Annotated in this window: 13 protein-coding genes; 6 read left to right on the top strand and 7 right to left on the bottom strand. The window is 69.2% G+C overall.

The annotated features are described in order from the left end of the window. Positions 1 to 2 precede the first annotated feature (2 nt). From ACIBK4_RS40235 to ACIBK4_RS40225, 3 genes are read right to left on the bottom strand one after another with little or no spacing between them, the layout of a single operon-like run. Positions 3 to 2,009, bottom strand: a complete 2,007-nt coding sequence (locus ACIBK4_RS40235; RefSeq protein ID WP_399003294.1) for an ABC transporter permease — start codon at positions 2,007 to 2,009, stop codon at positions 3 to 5. After that, positions 2,009 to 3,097 (bottom strand): glycine betaine/L-proline ABC transporter ATP-binding protein, encoded by a 1,089-nt coding sequence (locus ACIBK4_RS40230; protein ID WP_366430140.1) that lies wholly within the window; start codon positions 3,095 to 3,097, stop codon positions 2,009 to 2,011. The genes ACIBK4_RS40235 and ACIBK4_RS40230 overlap by 1 nt, the downstream gene beginning before the upstream one ends. Before the next feature lie 20 nt (positions 3,098 to 3,117). Further along, positions 3,118 to 4,587 (bottom strand): aldehyde dehydrogenase family protein, encoded by a 1,470-nt coding sequence (locus tag ACIBK4_RS40225; RefSeq protein ID WP_366430139.1) that lies wholly within the window; start codon positions 4,585 to 4,587, stop codon positions 3,118 to 3,120. Positions 4,588 to 4,807: 220 nt separating this feature from the next. Here ACIBK4_RS40225 and purU point away from each other — a divergent pair, with 220 nt between their 5' ends. Further along, positions 4,808 to 5,680: a formyltetrahydrofolate deformylase gene (gene purU, locus ACIBK4_RS40220; RefSeq protein WP_399003291.1), complete on the top strand. Its 873-nt coding sequence runs from the start codon at positions 4,808 to 4,810 to the stop codon at positions 5,678 to 5,680. Between the two features lie 67 nt (positions 5,681 to 5,747). Here the strand turns inward: purU and betA are convergent, their stop codons facing one another. Next, positions 5,748 to 7,415: a choline dehydrogenase gene (betA, locus tag ACIBK4_RS40215; protein WP_399003289.1), complete on the bottom strand. Its 1,668-nt coding sequence runs from the start codon at positions 7,413 to 7,415 to the stop codon at positions 5,748 to 5,750. A 355-nt stretch (positions 7,416 to 7,770) separates the two neighbouring features. On the opposite strand from betA, the gene ACIBK4_RS40210 reads away from it, so the two are divergent. The 5 genes from ACIBK4_RS40210 (at position 7,771) to ACIBK4_RS40190 (ending at position 15,291) form a co-directional block, all read left to right on the top strand. Beyond that, entirely contained in the window at positions 7,771 to 9,261 is a 1,491-nt protein-coding gene (locus tag ACIBK4_RS40210; RefSeq protein ID WP_399003287.1) for a hypothetical protein, read from the top strand. A gap of 198 nt (positions 9,262 to 9,459) precedes the next feature. After that, the gene (locus ACIBK4_RS40205; protein WP_399003285.1) at positions 9,460 to 11,517 is read left to right on the top strand and encodes a WD40 repeat domain-containing protein; all 2,058 of its coding nucleotides are present in this window, start codon (positions 9,460 to 9,462) and stop codon (positions 11,515 to 11,517) included. A gap of 257 nt (positions 11,518 to 11,774) precedes the next feature. Next, positions 11,775 to 12,446: a lysophospholipid acyltransferase family protein gene (locus ACIBK4_RS40200; protein WP_399003422.1), complete on the top strand. Its 672-nt coding sequence runs from the start codon at positions 11,775 to 11,777 to the stop codon at positions 12,444 to 12,446. Positions 12,447 to 12,698: 252 nt separating this feature from the next. Then, positions 12,699 to 14,405 carry an MFS transporter gene (locus ACIBK4_RS40195; RefSeq protein ID WP_399003283.1) on the top strand — a complete coding sequence of 569 codons (1,707 nt, stop codon included), beginning with the start codon at positions 12,699 to 12,701 and terminating at the stop codon, positions 14,403 to 14,405. A gap of 139 nt (positions 14,406 to 14,544) precedes the next feature. Continuing rightward, the gene (locus ACIBK4_RS40190) at positions 14,545 to 15,291 is read left to right on the top strand and encodes an IclR family transcriptional regulator (RefSeq protein ID WP_399003420.1); all 747 of its coding nucleotides are present in this window, start codon (positions 14,545 to 14,547) and stop codon (positions 15,289 to 15,291) included. Positions 15,292 to 15,339: 48 nt separating this feature from the next. On the opposite strand, the gene ACIBK4_RS40185 is transcribed toward ACIBK4_RS40190, so the two are convergent. From ACIBK4_RS40185 to ACIBK4_RS40175, 3 genes are all read right to left on the bottom strand, one after another. Continuing rightward, the gene (locus tag ACIBK4_RS40185) at positions 15,340 to 16,470 is read right to left on the bottom strand and encodes an aromatic ring-hydroxylating dioxygenase subunit alpha (protein ID WP_399003281.1); all 1,131 of its coding nucleotides are present in this window, start codon (positions 16,468 to 16,470) and stop codon (positions 15,340 to 15,342) included. 91 nt (positions 16,471 to 16,561) lie between these two features. Continuing rightward, positions 16,562 to 17,731 (bottom strand): NAD(P)/FAD-dependent oxidoreductase, encoded by a 1,170-nt coding sequence (locus ACIBK4_RS40180; protein WP_399003279.1) that lies wholly within the window; start codon positions 17,729 to 17,731, stop codon positions 16,562 to 16,564. Further along, positions 17,728 to 18,090 (bottom strand): bifunctional 3-phenylpropionate/cinnamic acid dioxygenase ferredoxin subunit, encoded by a 363-nt coding sequence (locus ACIBK4_RS40175; RefSeq protein WP_019062088.1) that lies wholly within the window; start codon positions 18,088 to 18,090, stop codon positions 17,728 to 17,730. Before ACIBK4_RS40175 ends, ACIBK4_RS40180 begins: the two co-directional genes overlap by 4 nt. Between the last annotated feature and the right edge of the window lie 27 nt (positions 18,091 to 18,117).

Raw genomic sequence — 18,117 nt, 5'->3', positions numbered from 1 at the left:
CTTTAAGCGCTGGTTCGGCGCGCGGCCGCCTGAGTGATCCGGTCGAACATGACTCCGAGCAGTACGATGGCGAGCCCCGCCGCCAGCCCCTTGCCGACCAGCTGTCCCTGCTCGAATCCGGCCACGACGTCGTAGCCGAGGGCGCCGGCTCCCACCAGGCCGCCCACAACAACCATCGACAGCACGTAGATCAGGCCCTGGTTGGTCGCAAGGGTCAGGGCGCCGCGTGCCATCGGGAGTTGAACCTTGGTGATGATCTGCCAGTCGTTGCATCCGGCGGCGGTGGCCGCCTCGACCGTGGTCTCGGGCACGGCGCGCACCCCGTCCGCGATGATCTTCATGGCGACCGGCGCCGCGTAGACGACCGCGGCGACGATGGCCGTGAAGCGCGTCGGACCGAACAGCGCGAGGAACGGCACCAGATAGACAAACGGCGGCATGACCTGCGCGGCGTCCAGAGTGGGCCGCAGCAGCCGGTCCACCAGCATGCTGCGCCCCATCCACACGCCGACGACGATGCCAAACACCATGACCAGCACCGTCGCCACGACGGTCGAGGCCAGCGTCGTCATGCTGTCCGACCACACCCCCGTGCCCACCAGCAGGCCCACGCACACGGCGGTGGTGATCCCGGCGCGCCAGCCGCCGAGCACCACGCCGATCCCGATCAGGGCCGCGCCGACGAGCCACCACGGGGAGTCGGTGAGCAGCGACTGGAACGGGTTGAGCAGTCCGTCGGTGATCGCGTCACGGAAGGCGTTGGTGATGCCGGAGAGGTTGTCCTGCGCCCAAGTGGTCACGCTGTCCGCCGCGTTGGCGATATGGCTGCCGGTGGTGCCGTCGCCGGGGAACTGCGCCGCCCAGAGATACGTGTGCGACAGATAGATCAGTACGACGACACCCACGGCGCCCGAACCGAGCAGCGGGCGGCGCCACTTGAGGAAGCGGCCGGACGAGTTGCGGGCCTGTTCCGCTCGGGTGCTGGAGGCGGTGGTGACCCGGTCCAGGACGATGGCCATGACGACGATGGCCAGGCCCGCGTTGAACGCCGTACCGACGTCGAGCGATTCCAGTGCCTGCATGACGGTCTTGCCGAGGCCGGGCGCGTCGATCAGGGCCGCGATGGTGACCATGGCGAGGGCGGCCATGATGGTCTGGTTGACGCCCATGACCACGGTCCGCTTGGCCATGGGCAGCAGCACTTTGACGAGTGACTGCCAGCGCGTCGACCCCATGGAGTCGGCCGCTTCCACGGTGGTCTCCGGTACGGAGCGGATGCCGTGCGCGGTGATACGGATCGCGGGCGGGGCCGCGTAGATCACCGTGGCGATCACGGCGGAGGCCGGGCCGATGAGGAAGATCAGGGTCAGCGGGGCCAGGTAGACGAAGGTCGGCATCGTCTGCATGAAGTCCAGGAACGGCGTGATGATCCGGTTGAACCGGTCCGACAGCCCCGCCCACACCCCCAGCGGGATCGCGAACACCAGCGCCACGAGGACCGCGGAGAGGGTCAGCGCCAGGGTGTCCATGCTCTCCTGCCACAGCCCCTGGAGCCCGAAGAAGGCGAAGCCGGCCATGGCGAGGAGCGCGACCCGCCAGTTGCCCACGGCCCAGGAGACGAAGCCGGCGATGCCGACGACACCGAGCCAGCCGATCTCCGGCAGCGGGCGGTCGCCGCTCGGCTGCGAGATCAGGTCCTGGACGAAGGTCACCAGGTTGTCGATGACCAGCCGGATCTCGTTGAAGAAGTAGAGGAAGAGCGGGTTGGAGTTGCGGTTGGCGCCGACCGAGTCGTTGAGGTCGTTGAACCACCGGTGCAGACCGGTGAGATCGGCCGCCGCGAGCGTCAGCGTCTGCTTTCCGCGCAGCACGGCGAACAGCACCAACCAGACGACGACGATCGCGCCGACCATCATGGGCCGGGTGACCTTGCGTCGCGGGTTCTTCAACTCCGGTGCGGCGTCCGCGACTTGCTGTGCGGGCTCCGGTTTCTCCACGGCGACGGTCATCACGCGTCGCCTTCCCGCCCGGCGACGACCGCGAGGATCTCCTCGTCGCCGACGATGCCGAGCAGCTTGCCGTTCTCGACGACCTTGACGGGCTTGTCGGCCGCGAGTACGGCGCGGGTGGCCTCGCGTACGACGACGTCCGGGCCCAACTCCGGTCCGTCCAGGGGGTCTTCGTCCACGGCGGGCCGCATGATCCAGCGCAGGGTGAGGACGTCGCCGCGCGGCACGTCCTTCACGAATTCCCGTACGTAGTCGTCGGCGGGGGCGCCGACCAGCTCGTCGCCCGTCCCGCACTGCACCATCTTGCCGTCGCGCATGATGAGGATACGGTCGCCCAGCTTGAGGGCCTCGGACAGGTCGTGGGTGATGAACACCATGGTCTTGCCGACCTCGTGGTGCAGCCGGATGACCTCGTTCTGCATGTCACGGCGGATCAGCGGGTCGAGCGCGGAGAACGGTTCGTCGAAGAGGAGCACGTCCGGGTCACCGGCCAACGCCCTTGCCAGGCCGACGCGTTGCTGCATACCGCCGGAGAGCTGGTCGGGGTAGGAGTTCTCGTACCCCGAGAGTCCGACCAACTCGACGACTTCCAGGGCCCGTTTGGTGCGCTCGGCCTTGCTCATGCCGCGGATCTCCAGGCCGAACGACACGTTGTCGACGACCCTGCGGTGCGGCAGCAGTCCGAAGTGCTGGAAGACCATGGAGAATTTACGGCGCCGCAGCTCGCGCAGCCGCTTGGCGTCCGCGTCCCGGATGTCCTCGCCCTCGAAGACGATCTCCCCGGCGGTGGGTTCGATCAGCCGGGTCAGACATCGCACCAGGGTGGACTTCCCGGAGCCGGACAGCCCCATGACGACGAAGACCTCGCCGGGCGAGACCTCGAAGTTGACGTCGCGTACGGCGGCGGTGCAGCCGGTGCGGTCCATCAGCTCACGGCGTGTGAGCCCGCACAGTTCCTCGGAGTCGGGTACTTGCTCTGCCTTCGGCCCGAACACCTTCCACAGCTTGCGCACGGATATGACCGGGGTGGGGGCCGAGTCCTGGGGAGTGCCGCGCCGCTGCGGCACCTCGGTCTGTGCTGGGGTCACGATCGACCTCTTTTCGGCGTTCAGCCGCGGAACCAGTGCTGCGGCCGGGGTTGGATGTTCTGCCAGATGTGCTTGGGCTCTCGGTACTCGTCCAGGCCGGTCGGTCCCAGCTCCCGGCCCACGCCCGAGTGTCCGAAGCCACCCCATTCCGCTTGCGGCACATAGGGGTGGTAGTCGTTGATCCACACCGTGCCGTGCCGCAGCCGCCGGGCGACCCGCTGGGCCTTCCCCGCGTCCTGGGTCCAGACGGCGCCGGCGAGTCCGTACTCGGTGTCGTTGGCGATGCGTACGGCGTCGTCCTCGTCGGTGAAGCGCTCCACGGTCAGGACCGGTCCGAAGGACTCCTCGTGCACCACCCGCATGTCCTGCGTGCACGCGTCGAGGACGGTCGGCGGGTAGAAGTGCCCGTCGGCGAGGGCGAGTTCGGAGGGCCGCTCACCACCGCACCGCAGCACGGCGCCCTCGGCGATGCCCGCCGCGACGTACGCCTCGACCTTCTCAAGATGCTGCGCGGAGATCAGCGCCCCGGTCTCGGCCTCGGGATCGAAGGGCCCGCCGAGCCTGATCTGCCGTGCCCGCCGCACGACTTCGTCCACGAACCGGTCGTGCAGCGAGTCCTCGACGATCAACCGGGCGCCGGCCGAACAGACTTGACCGGAGTGCAGGAAGACGGCCGTGAGCGCGAAGTCCACGGCCGTCTCGAAGTCGGCGTCGGCGAAGATGACGTTGGGGTTCTTGCCGCCCAGCTCCAGCGCGACCTTCTTCACGGTCGCGGCGGCGGTGGCCATGATGCGCTTGCCGGTCTCCAGGCCCCCGGTGAAGGAGACCATGTCGACGGCGGGATCCTCGGAGAGCGGCGCGCCCGCCTCGGGCCCGGCGCCGAGCACGAGGTTGGCGGCACCGGCGGGAAGCCCGGCCTCCTCCAGCGCCTTCATCAGCAGGATGGAGGTGGAGGGCGTCAGCTCACTCGGCTTGAGGACGACCGTGTTCCCCGCGAGAAGAGCCGGAGCGACCTTCCAACTGGCTTGCAGGAGCGGATAGTTCCAAGGCGTGATCAGCCCGCACACCCCAACGGGCTCGTAGACGACCCGACTTACGGCGTCGTCGCGCCCGGTGTCGATGACCCGCCCGGCATCGGTGCCGCCGATCCCGCCGTAGTAGCGGAAACAGGAGACGACGTCGGCGATGTCGTACTCGCTCTCCACCAGCCGCTTGCCGGTGTCCAACGACTCGGCGCGGGCGAACTCCTTGGCGTCGCGCTCGATGAGGTCGGCGGTCCGCAGCAACAGCGCCCCGCGCTCCCGCTCGGGGGTGCGCGGCCAGGGCCCTTCGTCGAAGGCGCGGCGGGCCGCCGCGATCGCGGCCTCGGTGTCGGGACGCGTTGCCTCGGACACGGTCGCGGTGAGCGTGCCGTCGGCGGGACAGCGGATGTCACGGTGACCGCCGGCCACGGCATCGCGCCATTCTCCGTCCACATACAGGTCTGCCACGTGTGGAGCCCTTCGAGCGAATTCCGTTGCGCATCGTGCACCGTATTGCTTGTGGTGGAACACCCTGGCGAATGTGCAGACATACGTCAAGGGTTTGGCGGATGACGATTTCGCCATGTGACCCAACACCCGGCCGCCTCTTGACCGCGAGCGGCGCCCGGCTCAACCATGTTGCGTATCGCTCACCTTGTTGTACAATACGCACCGACGGAGGCCGCTCATGTCCCCTCGACCGCACCCCGGCCGCGAATTCGTCCTCACCCTCTCGTGTCCGGACAGCGCCGGACTGGTCCATGCCGTGAGCGGCTTTCTCGTCCGGAACTCCGGCAACATCCTGGAGAGCCAGCAATTCGATGATCGGCTCAAGGGTCGCTTCTTCATGAGGGTCCACTTCGACGTTTCCGATCCAAACGCCGACCTGAAAACACTGCGTTACCGATTCGGCCCGGTCGCCGAGGCGTATCGCATCTCCTGGACCCTCCGGGACGCCGCCACCCCCACCCGGACCCTGATCATGGTCTCCAAGTTCGGCCACTGCCTGAACGACCTGCTCTTCCGCAGGCGCACCGGCGCCCTCAACATCGAGATCCCGGCGATCGTCTCCAACCACCGGGACTTCGAGGGCCTCGCGGAGACATACGGCATCCCCTTCCACCACATCCCGGTCACCAGGGACACGAAGGCGGACGCGGAGGCCCAACTCCTGGAGCTTGTACGGGACTTGGACATCGACCTGGTCGTGCTGGCCCGCTACATGCAGATCCTCTCCGACGACCTCTGCAAGCAGCTGGAGGGCCACGCCATCAACATCCACCACTCCTTCCTGCCCAGCTTCAAGGGCGCCCGCCCCTACCAGCAGGCGTACGACCGAGGGGTGAAGCTCGTGGGCGCCACGGCGCACTATGTGACGCCGGAACTGGACGAGGGCCAGATCATCGACCAGGACGTGGTCCGGGTCGACCACTCGCTCGACCCGGAGGAGCTGGTGACGGTGGGGCGGGACGTGGAGGCGCAGGTGCTGGCGCACGCGGTGAAGTGGCACAGCGAGAGCAGGGTGATGGTGTACGGGAACCGGACAGTCGTGTTCCGGTGAGAGTGCGCCGTATACGGCTCGGGGGCCGCACCCGGAACGCGGCGCGGCCCCCTCACCCTCTCAACGCCTACCCGGCCTGCTTCTGGGCGTCACGGTGCCGGTAGTACACCGCCGAGGACGGAGCCAGCGGCTCCTTGCCCAGGATCAGGTCCGCCGCCTTCTCCGCGATCATCATCACCGGCGCGTAGATGTTCCCGTTGGTCACGTACGGCATCACCGACGCGTCGACGACCCGCAGCCCCTCCACCCCGTGCACCCGCATACTGCCGGGGTCGACGACAGCCATCTCATCCGTGCCCATCTTGCAGGTACAGGACGGATGCAGCGCCGTCTCCCCCTCCTTCGCCACCCACGCGAGGATCTCCTCGTCACTCTCCACGGACGGCCCGGGCGAGATCTCCCCGTCGTTGTACGGGGCGAGCGCAGGCTGGTTGAGCAGTTTCCGCGCGACCCGGATCGACTCGACCCACTCACGCCGATCCTGTTCCGTGGACAGGTAGTTGAAGCGCAGCGCCGGGTGCTCCAGCGGATCCTTGCTCTTGATCTTCACCGAGCCGATCGCGTCGGAGTACATCGGCCCGACGTGCACCTGGTACCCGTGACCGCCGGCCGGCGACGAGCCGTCGTAGCGGACCGCGATCGGCAGGAAGTGGAACATCAGGTTGGGATAGTCGACGTCCTCATTGCTGCGGGCGAAGCCACCGGCCTCGAAGTGATTGGTCGCGGCGGGCCCCTTGCGGAAGAGCCACTGCAGCCCGATGAAGGGCGCGCGCCACTTCGCCATGTACGGCTGCATGGAGACGGGTTGCTTGCAGGCGTACTGGATGTACACCTCCAGGTGGTCCTGCATGTTCTCGCCGACGCCCGGCAGATCGTGGACGACGTCGATACCGAGGGCGGTCAGCTCCTCCGCGTTGCCGACACCCGAAAGCTGAAGCAACTGGGGGGAGTTGATCGCGCCGCCGCACAGGATGACCTCACGGGCGCGTACCTGCTGGACCTTGCCGCGGTGCCGGTACTCGACACCGACGGCCTTCTTGCCCTCGAAGAGGACGCGGGTGACCATCGCGCGGGTGGTGACGGTGAGGTTCGGCCGCTTGCGCACAGGCTTCAAGTAGGCCTTGGAGGCGGAGAGTCGGCGGCCCCGGCTGACGTTGCGGTCGAAGGGCGCGAAACCCTCCTGCTGGTAGCCGTTGACGTCGCCGGTGCGCGGATACCCCGCTTCCTGAACGGCCTTGAGGAACGCGCCGAACAACGGGTTGGAGGCGGGCCCGCGTTCGAGGACGAGCGGTCCGTCGTGGCCACGGAACTCGTCGTCGGGTTCGGCCGCGAGACAGTTCTCCATCCGCCGGAAGTACGGCAGGCAGTGCGCGTAGTCCCAGTTCTCCATGCCCGCGTCGGCGGCCCAGCGCTCGTAGTCCATGGGGTTGCCGCGCTGGAAGATCATGCCGTTGATACTGCTGGAACCGCCCAGCACCTTGCCGCGGGCGTGGTAGACGCGCCGGCCGCCCATGTGCGGCTCGGGTTCCGACTCGTACTTCCAGTCGTAGAACCGGCTGCCGATGGGATAGGTCAGCGCGGCCGGCATGTGGATGAAGACGTCCCACGGGTAGTCGGGCCGGCCGGCCTCCAGGACGAGCACCTGGTTGGCCGGGTCCGCGGAGAGCCGGTTCGCCAGTGCGCTGCCGGCGGATCCACCGCCGACGATGACGAAGTCGTATTGCAGGGGAGCCATGATCTCTCGTCTCGCTCGCGCCGTAGATACGCGAGGCATGCTAATACGAGTACCGCTATACGCACCAGGTTGCGTGGCACGCAACCTGAAGGTCCCGTCGGGATGTGGTGATTCCCGGAGCTGTGACCCGCGCCGCACCCCACTGACCACGGTCGTGCTCTTCTTTTACGTACTGGGCCGGACACCGGGCTCCGGGTGCTTGCTGCACCGAGGGAGGGATGCGGGCATGTCGAAGAGGCTGGCCCTGTGGGGGGAAGAGCTTTTCCGGAGTCGGGAATGGGAGCGACGTCGGGGTCTGGCGCCGGAGAACCACGTGCAAGTCGGCCTCGCGCAAAGGGGGTTCGAGCCCTGTCTCATGGCCGTGCTCCGGCTGTCGCTGGGAACGGACCCGGACTCCTGTGTCTCCACCGATTGGTTCCGGCAGGCGCTCGCCCGCACTGGCCACCTCGCTCGTGCGGCTGAGCTGACGTATACGATCGGCGACGAAGTCAAGCGGAGTGAGGAACTCCTGGCTCTCGTGAAAGCCTCGGCCGGAGCCCAAGATCTGCGTGACGCGCAGGAGTTGGCCGAGTCGATCCCCGTACGCCAACTGCGGGACCAGGCACTGGTCGCCCTCGTACCGGCGTGGGCCCGGGCCGGCGAACGTGACAGGGCCGTCGCCGTGGCGGAGAGCATCCGCTACCCCCACAACTGGGGCGCAGCCTGGGCCTTGTTGGCGAAGGCGACGGCGGACGACGGTGACGCCCGCGACGCACTCGAATTCGCCGATCGCGCCGACGCCGAGGCGAGTGCCGCCGGGTTCGACGTGACAGGAGGGGTACTCGCCCTCCTCATGGAGGTGGCCGACGCCACCGGCGACCAGGTCCGGGCCGCCCTGCTCGCCGACCGGGTCGAGGACTGGGCACGGTCCCACAAGTCGAGCCCGTGGGCCCAACCCGGGCCGCTGGCAACGGTGTTGGCGCGGGAGGCCCGGCAGGGAGACCTGGACCGGCTCGATGCCCTGCTGCGCCGACCGGTCGGCGCCGGGAGAACCGGGAGAACCGGGAGAGATGAGCATCCGCCGGAGGACGACGAACCCGTCGACCATGACGGGGCCGGGCAAGGAGACCCGGACGCACTCATCACCTACCTGCCGTTGCCCCAATCCCCGCTCGGCACTCAGGACATGGCCCATGTGCTGGACACGGTCGCCGAGACCGCCACCCAGGACATGGCCCTCGCCCTGGCGGACCGGGCGGAGGCACTGCTCGACACGACCGCCGGCTTCGATCACGACCTGTTGCTGAGCTCCCTGACCCTTCTGCTGGCTCGGCACGGGCAGGTCGAGCGGGCCATGGCGCTCACCGACCGGCTGATCCCCGAGAGACGTGCGGGGCGGCAGGCCGAGATCGTCGGGCAGGTGGCCCGCTCCGGCGACACGGCCCGCGCCGAGGCCCTCGCGCAGGGGATCACCGACCGCCGGGCACAGGCCAGGGCACTGGTCGACGTGGTCCGGGAGCTGGCCCGGCACGGCGATCCGGACCGCGCCGAGACCGTGGCCCGCTCGATCACCGACCGCTGGGCGGAGGGCGAGGCGCTGGTCGCCGTAGTCCGGGAACTGGCCCGGTACGGCGATCCCGACCGCGCCGAAGCCCTCGCCCGCACGATCGCCTACCGCGCGACCCGCGCCCGCGCACTGGCCGCACTCGCAGAGCTGTCCGATCCGCCCCGCGCCCGCGGGCTCGCCGCACAGGTCATGGTCCTCGACGACTGGACCACCGCGCTGCCACTGCTGGAGCGGCTCGCGCCCCGGGCGCCTGCGGCTGTCGCCGATCAGGTCGACGAGTTGCCGCGTGCCAGGGCGTGACGTGCCGACGCCCGACGCCCGACGCCCAACACGCGACCGCGAGTCGCCCCGTCCGCGCGTCGCCCCGTCCGCCGGGTCGCATCCACCGCTTCCTCTCTTTTCCCTCTTTTTCCTCTCCTGGTCACCGCTGATTGCGAGACTCGCTCCATGATTCCGAAGCTGCCCCTGAACAGCCCTCGTTGGCGTGACCTTGACGGTGTGACGGCCGAGGAGGTGCAAGCGCTCCTGGAGGAGATGGCCTCAACGGCCGTCACCGGCGCGGACGTTGAATGGCGGCAGACCTGGACGGACATGGCCGGCGACCTGCTGGACGACGGAACCGTCTTCGACAGCGCCTACGCGGTTCTGCCGTATCTCGTCGAGGCGGCGGCGGAGTTGCCCCCGGAACAGTCCGTGGATTTCTGGGTGGATGCGGGAATCATCGTGACCGCGGAGGACAGGCCTCCCGTCCCGGCTGATCTCCAGGCGGGGTTCGGTGCCGCGCTCCGGCTGGCCGAGCAGGCGGCCGCCCGAAGCTTCCTCACCGCCGGCGCTCCCGCGAAGGTCTGCTTCCAACTCGCCCTGAGCTGCGTCGCCTTCGCCGGTCACCACATCGGCGCGGCGCTGTGGGATCTTGAACCCGGGGAAAGCTACCTGCAGTTGGTGTGTCCCGGGTGCGAATACGACACCGAGATCGAAGAGTTCTTCGTGGACCCGGTGCATCCGCCGTTCGCGGCTCCCGAGTTGCCCGATCCGGACCGCACCCGTGAGGGGCGGCACCCCTGGGGCGAGGTCGCCGACGCCTTGCGGGAGGAGACGCTGGGGCAGGAGTGGGCGCCCTTCCTGCGGGTGGCGCGTGACGTCGCGGCGGCCGGGGTGCCCGTCGAAACACCGGGACCGGCCGTCCTGTGCCTGGTCGCCGGTATGGTCGCGGCCAAGGGCACCCCACACTGGGTCGGCGCCGAACGGGCCCGCCAACTCACCTTGCTCACCGGCGACTTCCGCTGCTGGAACTGCGAACAGACCTGGACGATCGCCGACGGCCTGGTGGCGAGTCCGGACGGTGCCAGTCCCCTGAGCCGTCCCGCACGAACATCGACGGGCACCGACAGCGCAACTACGACGACTCAGCCGACGGCGGTCGAACGACCAGGGGAAGCGGCAAGTGGAGCGGCAACTGGTGCAACCGCCGTTCTCCGGCAGGAGGGCAACGTTCTGCTCGCGACCGACGGCACGCCCTGGGGCCGTACAAGAGTGTTCTCCGCATCCGCGCTCTCCCCATCCGCATCCGCGTTCTCCGACTCCGCGCTGGTTTCGTCCAACGGCCTCGACGCGCTGACGGCCGTCTTCCTCCCCGGCGGGAAGACGCTAGTGGCCGGTGCCTGCGCGGGAGTTGGGGACAAGGGTGTGGTGTGTCTGTGGGACGCGGCCGACGGTCGGCTCGTCCTCGGGCCGCTGTCGGGACATCCCGACCGGGTCCGCGCGTTGACGACGTTGCCCCTTGCCGACGGCCGGGTTCTCCTGGCGAGCGGAGGCGACAGCGGGACGATCGCCCTGTGGGACGCCGTCACCGGGCAGCCCGTTCGCGAGCCCGTCGCCAACTGGCTCGGCGAAGTGACCGGGATGTGTACCGCGTCCCTCGCCGACGGTCGGACCCTGCTCGTCACCGCCACCTCCCGGGGCGCGGTCCGGTTGCGGGATCCCGCCACGGGTGAACCCGTCGGGCGGCTCAACCCCTCCGGTCGTCCGATCCGGTCGATCGCCGCCGTCCCCGTCCTCCTCCCCGGCGGCCACACGCTGATCGCGGCGGCGGACACCCAGTGCGGCGTTCACATGTGGGATCCGGCGGTCGACGACCCCTGGGACCCGGGCGTGGCCGTGCAGTTGAAGGACCGCGCGCTCAGCGATGCCGGACACCGGGTGGCGGCTGTCGCGGCCGTGCCGACACCCGACGCAGCCCTGTTGGCCACCGGCGACGATCGCGGCGTGGTGATGTTGTGGGACGTTGCCGCCGGCATCCCGGTCGGCGAGGGTTTGGCTCCCGCGACAGGCACCGCCGGTGTTCCGGTCATGGCGGCGACCACGCTGCACGACGGGCGCACCGTCCTGGTCGTCGGCAGCAAGCGGGGTCGCGGCCTGCGGGTGTGGGACCCGGCGAGCGGTGCGGTACGGCAGATATCCCTGGAGGTCGCCGTCACCTGCCTGGCCGCCGTAGGTTCCGAGGTGATCGTCGGACACGACCACGGAGTTCTCGGACTCCCGCTCACGAGGCAGTGACCGGATCATCCCCCGCCCGCCAGGCATGCACCAAACCTGAGTGACCGTCAGTAGATGTCTCCAACTCGCCCAAGAATCAGCCCAGTTGGATGACGTCACCTTCCACCTCGCCGTGCCCCACAGTCGGCGCAGCGCACGTCGGTGACCGGGACCATCAGCGTGAGTACGCGTACTCATGCCCACGGACACCCGGCCGCGTGACGATACAGATCGTCCGCACACCGGGTTCCACCGGCAGATCAGAGAGTCAGCAGCACGTGCTCAGCACCTTCGCCCGTACCGTCGTCCCCCTCCTCGGCCGCCTGACCGTGACCACCGGGTCGGCCCGCGCCGTCGCACCCGGCAGCATCGTCGCGCCCAACCACACCGCCCTCGCTGATCCCGGTCTCGTCCTGGCCGCGCTGCACCGGCTGGGCGTCGAGCCGGTCGTCCTCGCGACCGCGGGGCTGTGGAAGGTCCCCCTCCTCGGCCGACGGCTCACCCGCGAGGGGCACATCCCGGTCCACCGGGGCAGCCGTAGCGCGGCGGCGGCGCTGGATCTGGCGGCCGAGGCCCTCGCCGTCGGCCGGGTCGTGGTGATCTACCCCGAGGGCGGGCTCCCCCGCCGCCGGGACTCCGCGGACCTCGGGCCCGGCGTCTTCCGCACCGGTCTGGCCCGCCTCGCGCTCACCACCGGCGCGCCCGTCGTCCCGCTCGGGCATGCCGGTGCCCGGCGGATCGTCTCCGGCGGGCGGATGAAGCAGCTCGCCGGTGTCGTCACCGCGCCGCTGCGCCGCCCGGACCTCCACGTCCACCTCGGCGAACCCGTCCACCTCACGGGCGACATCGCCGAGGCCACCGCGCACGCCCGCACCGCCGTGGAAGCAGCCTGGCGGCAGGCGGTCGGCCAACTGCCGTCCTCCCGAGGCGCATCGCTCCCCCGGACGTGAGCCGGATGTGAGGCGGTCGGGTCGGTCGGGTCGGTCGGGTCGGCGTGCGTCGCCGGTGACCGACCGGCCCTAGCAAGGACTCGCACGGGAACCCGAACAAGGACCCGCCTGTGAACCCGAGCAAGGGCCCGCATGTGAAGTCGTGTCGCGCATCTAGTCATACCGACTAGTCGGTACTAGCCTCCGCTCGAACGGAAGGAGCCCCCACCTCCCGCCGCCCACTCCGTCCCCGGCCGTTCCAAAGGGAGTCGTATGCCCTCCGCCTCCGCACCATTCGACACGCGAGGCCCGGGTGCCGACGCGCCCGGCGCCGGTGTTCGCGGCTCGTTCGCCCGGCTGTACCGCCGTGACCTGGCGGCGTATCCGGCCACCGGGCGGCGCATGTCGTATCTGGCGATCGTGGTGGTCACGACCGTCGTCCTGTACTACATGCTCTACATCCAGTACGCGGTGGCGACGTCGATCATCACGCACTTCGACATGACCTACCGCTACTTCGTGTGGGTCTCGGTCATCGGCAACGCGGTCGGGGCCTTCGCCTCGCTCGTGGCCGGGCTCGCGGACCGGTGGGGGCGGGCGAATCTCGTGGTCTACGGGCTGCTGGTCGCCGCGCTTCTGGTCTTCTTCGGGTTGCCCAACTCCGGTGACAAGACGACCTACTTGGTGCTGTTCGCCGTCGTGAGCTTCATCGAGGGCATCGTGCTGGTCGCGACCCCGGCGCTGATCCGGGACTTCTCACCGCAGCTGGGCCGTGCCACGGCGATGGGCTACTGGACGATGGGTCCGGTGATCGGCAGTCTCGTCGTCACCTCGGTGACCAGCAGCACGCTCGACACCGCGAGCTGGCAGGACGAGCTGCGCTACTCCGGGGCCGCCGGGCTGGTCGTGTTCGTCGTGACCCTGTTCGCCCTGCGCGAGCTGTCACCGGGACTGCGTGACCAGATCATGGTGAGCCTGCGCGACCGGGCCCTGGTCGAGGCCCGCGCCAAGGGACTGGACACGGAGGCCGTACGGCGCGGTGAGTGGCGGCAGATGCTGCGCCTGGACATCCTCGGCTCCGCCTTCGCGATCGCGGTGTTCCTGCTCCTCTACTACGCGGCGGTCGGCAACTTCGTCGTCTACTTCTCGACCACCTTCGGCTACAGCGAGCAGCGCACGAACGGCCTGGCCAACTGGTACTGGGCCGCGAACGCCCTCTCGCTGATCGTGGCGGGACTGCTCTCGGACCGGCTGCTGGTGCGCAAGCCCTTCATGATCGTCGGAGGGATCGGCGCCATCGTCGCGACCGGGATCTTCGCCTCCCTGGCCACTCATGCGACGACCGGTTACTACACGTTCGCCTGGCTGTTCGTCGCGATCGGTGTGTTCAGCGGGGTCGCCTACGCGCCGTGGATGGCGAGCTTCACCGAGACCGTGGAGAAGCGGAATCCGGCCGCGACCGCCGCGGGCCTCGCGGTCTGGGGCTGGACGGTACGGATCGTGGTCGCGGTGTCGGCGGCGTTCATCCCGGTGCTCGTCACCTCCGTCACCCCGCTCGTCGAGCACGGCGCCGAGGTGGCGGTCGCGACGAAGCAGGCCGCCCCAGCCCTGGCCATCGTCGACGCGCATCCCCAACTCTTCGCCGAACTGGGCAAGTACACGCCGACCACCACGCCTCCCGCCCTGGCCGCACAAGCGGTGAAGGAGGTCGGCGCCGCCGACCTGGCCGTCGTACAGAAGGCGCAGCCGCAGCTGAAGGTGCTCAAGGAGTACGGGCCGAAGGTGCAGAAGGCCGCGAAGGACGGTCCCGGGGAATGGCGCACCTGGTGGTGGATCTGCGTGGGCGGGCAAGTCCTGTTCCTGCCCTTCGTGTTCGTGATGGCCGGCCGCTGGAGCCCGAGGAAGGCCCGCGAGGACGCCCGGGCCCACCAGGACGCCGTCGACCGCGAACTGGCCGCACTCGCCACCGGCGAGGCCTGACCGACACATCGCCCTCTACCAGGCAAAAGAGCCTGATCCAAGTCCCGGCCGTAAACACGTTGTACCGCACTGCGCGTATAGTTTCGCTGTGAGCAACTACAGTCCAGATACTGAAACGACAGGTTCGCAGTCCGGCGGAGTGCAGTCCGTGGACCGTGCCATCAGCGTGCTGGAGATCCTGGCCCAGCGTGGCGAGGCCGGTGTCAGTGAGGTGGCCGGCGAGATCGACGTTCACAAGTCGACGGCGTTCCGGCTGCTCGGGGCGCTGGAGGCGCGCGGGCTGGTGGAGCAGGCGGGCGAGCGGGGCAAGTACCGGCTCGGCTTCGGGATCGTGCGTCTCGCCGGCGCGGTCACCGGCCGTATCGACATCACGCAGCAGGGCCGCCCGGTCTGCGAGCGGCTCGCCGAGGAGATCGGCGAGACCGTCAACATCGCCGTCATGCAGGAGCAGTTCGCGATCAACCTGTACGAGGTGCGCGGGCCGGGCGCCGTCACCGCGCACAACTGGGTGGGAGAACTCACCCCGTTGCACGCGACCTCCAGCGGCAAGGCCCTGCTGGCCCACCTGCCCGCCAAGGAGCGCACCGCGCTGTTGGCGGAGGCCGGCCTGAAGAAGGTGACCCCGCACACCATCACCTCGAAGTCGAAGCTGGAGAAGAACCTCGCCGAGGCCCGGGAGCGCGGATACGCCTGGACGCTGGAGGAGTTGGAGGTCGGGCTGCACGCCGTAGCGGCGCCGGTGCGCAACCGCGACGGCGAGGTCATCGCGGCGGTGAGCGCCTCGGGACCGGCGTACCGGTTCACCGAGGAGCGGCTGCACGAACTCGCGCCCGTGCTGGTGAAGGGCGCCGAGGAGATCAGTCACCGTATGGGGTACCTGGGTTAAGTCACCCTGTTCTCAACCCTGTTGGGCCCCAGGTCCCGGGTTGCGGAGTCACCCCTGACTGATCCCCAGACGCTCGTTCACCCAGTCGTGGAACGCTCCGATGTGGTGTTCGCTGGGCACCAGCACCCCGCCCTTGGCGTACATCCGGGAGCTCATCCCGGGCTGCGTGCGCTCGCATGCCTCGAAGTCCTGCCGGTTGACCCGGTCGAAGAGTTCCACGGACCGGCTGACGTCCTTGCCGCTCTCGACGACGTGCGGGAGATAGAGCCAGTCGCACTCGACGATCGTGCGGTCCACGGCCACCGGGTACATCCGGTGGAAGATCACATGGTCGGGGACGAGGTTGATGAACACCTGCGGCTTGATGGTGATCGCGTAGTAGCGGCGGTCCTGGTCCTCGCTGACCCCGGGGATGCGGTCGAGCCCCGCCGACCCGTCGACGGTGAATCCCTGGACCTCCTCACCGAACTCGGCGCCGTGGCCGACGTAGTACTGCGCGGCGTAGCCGTCGGCGAACTCCGGTAGTACCTCGGTGAGTTCGGGGTGGATCGTGGCGCAGTGGTAGCACTCCATGAAGTTCTCGATGATGAGCTTCCAGTTGGCCCTGACGTCGTAGACGATGCGTCTGCCCACCGAGAGGTGGTCGATGTCGTAGTGCTCCAGCAGCTCGACGTCGCCGAGCCGGGTGACGACCTCGCTGATGACGTCCTCGTCGAACGACGGTGGATTCTCCGCCAGGTTGACCCAGACATAGCCGAGCCATTCACGCACCGCGACGCTCACGAGCCCGAACTCGGTACGGCCGACGTCGGGCATCTTCGTGAGGTTGGGCGCCGCGACGAGCTTGCCGTTCAGGTCGTACGTCCAGGCGTGGTACGGGCATTGGAAGGCGCGTTTGACCTCGCCGGTCTCCTCGGTGCAGAGCTTGGCGCCCCGGTGCCGGCAGACGTTGAAGTAGGCGCGTATCGAGTTGTCGCGTGCGCGCGTGATCAGGATGCTCTCGCGGCCGATGTCGACGGTCTTGAAGGCGCCGGGCTTGGCCAGGTCGGCGGAGCGCACGGCGCAGAACCACATCGTCTCGAAGATGCGTTCCTGTTCCTGGGCGAAGATGCCCGGGTCCGTGTAGGAGGAGCCGGGCAGGGTGGCGATCAGGCTGTCCGGCAGGCTGGTCGAGGTCACAGTGCGCTCCTCCGAGAACGTCGTGGGTCGGTCGATGCACGCGCCGGGAAGAGCGACTCCGGACGGCGTAGGTGGGCGAGGGGATGACGGCTCAACTCGCCGTCGCGGCAAGCTGTTTGCGCCACCGCATGAACAGCCGCGGCTGGTTCATCGCGAGCACGGCGACCGGCTGCCCGGCACACCGGTAGACGGCGAGGAAACTGCGCTCGCCCGGGGTGCCTTCCTCGACGGTCACACTGTCGGCACCGGCGGAGTGACCGGCGAACTGGATCTTCACGCCGTATTGGTCCGACCAGAAGTACGGCGGCCGAGGCGCCCCCGCTTCCACGGCGCCCCACGACAACAACGCCCCCACGGCCACCTCGGGCCGCTCCCGCGCCCCGGTCCAGTGCTCGACCCGCCGATGCGAACCCGCCCGCGGGTCATACCAGTTGGCACAGTCTCCTACGGCGACCACGCCGGCGAGGCTGGTCCGGCCGTCGGCACCGCACTTGACGCCGTTGTCGAGCTCGACCCCCGAACCCTCCAGCCACTCGACGCAGGGGCGGGCACCGACACCGACAACGACCATGTCGGCGGGGACGGTTCGCCCGTCCTCCAGCAGCACGGCGTCGACGCGAGCCTCACCGCTCAGGCCTTTGACCCCGACTCCGCACAACAGCCGTACGCCGTGGGCCTCGTGGAGGGCGGAGACGATCCCGCCCATGGTCTCGCCGAGGGGTCCGGCGAGGGGGGTCGGTGCCGCCTCGATCACCGTCACGTCGAGTCCGAGGGCGTACGCCGTGGAGGCGACCTCTGCGCCGATGAAGCCGCCGCCGATCACCACCAGCCGTCCGCCCAGGGCGAGTTCGTCGCGCAGAGCACGGGCGTCGTCCAGAGTGCGCAGGGTGTGCACACCGGCCAGGCCGTCCGTGCCGGGGAGGTTCCGCGCCGCCGCGCCGGTCGCGACGACGACTCCGTCGGCCCGCACCTCCCGCCCGTCGTCGAGGAGCAACACCCGCTCCGCGCCGTCGACTTGGAGCCCGACTGCGCGGACACCGAGCAGCCACTCCGCGCGCAGGTCCTCGTCGTCCGTCTCCAGCAGAAGATCGTCCTCGACGACGGTCCCGGCGAGGAACTCCTTGGACAACGGCGGTCTGTCGTAGGGGCGATGGGCTTCGTCGCCGATGACGACGAGCCGTCCGTCGTAGCCCTGTTTCCGCAGCGAGCGCGCCGCCGACAGCCCGGCCAGCGAGGCGCCCACCACGGCGACGGTCCTCACGCGGGGCCCGAGGCGAGCCGGGCCGCGACGCAGGGCGGCAGGTTCGGGGCGTCCGTGGACGGCACGACGTAGATCATGCCGTCCTGGACCAGAACCTCGTGCGTACGCACCGGGCGTTTGGCCGGCGGAGCGTCCACGGCACCCGTCCGCAGGTCGAACTTCGAAGCATGCAGCGGGCATTCCACCTCGCAGCCCTCCAGCCAGCCGTCCGCGAGCGAGGCGTCCTGGTGGGTGCACGTGTCGTCGATGGCGAAGACCTCGCCGTCGTCGGTGTGGAACACCGAAACCGGCGGATCGATGTCGAGCCGGTAGGCCTCGCCTCGCGGCAGATCCACGAGAAGGCACGCGGGAATCATCATGACACCTCGGTGCGTATAGCGAAACGG

This window comes from Streptomyces sp. NPDC050528 (assembly GCF_044457795.1).
Classification (GTDB): Bacteria; Actinomycetota; Actinomycetes; order Streptomycetales; family Streptomycetaceae; genus Streptomyces.
Note: the sequence above shows the minus strand (reverse complement) of the source record. Positions and strands in the feature narration are given on the sequence as shown.

What these genes read in the sequence shown, in the direction of transcription:
- ACIBK4_RS40175 (WP_019062088.1), bottom strand. Translation starts at nt 18,090, where the DNA reads ATGATGATTCCCGCGTGCCTTCTCGTGGATCTGCCGCGAGGCGAGGCC.
- ACIBK4_RS40235 (WP_399003294.1), bottom strand. Translation starts at nt 2,009, where the DNA reads ATGACCGTCGCCGTGGAGAAACCGGAGCCCGCACAGCAAGTCGCGGAC.
- betA (WP_399003289.1), bottom strand. Translation starts at nt 7,415, where the DNA reads ATGGCTCCCCTGCAATACGACTTCGTCATCGTCGGCGGTGGATCCGCC.
- purU (WP_399003291.1), top strand. Translation starts at nt 4,808, where the DNA reads ATGTCCCCTCGACCGCACCCCGGCCGCGAATTCGTCCTCACCCTCTCG.
- ACIBK4_RS40210 (WP_399003287.1), top strand. Translation starts at nt 7,771, where the DNA reads ATGGCCGTGCTCCGGCTGTCGCTGGGAACGGACCCGGACTCCTGTGTC.
- ACIBK4_RS40195 (WP_399003283.1), top strand. Translation starts at nt 12,699, where the DNA reads ATGCCCTCCGCCTCCGCACCATTCGACACGCGAGGCCCGGGTGCCGAC.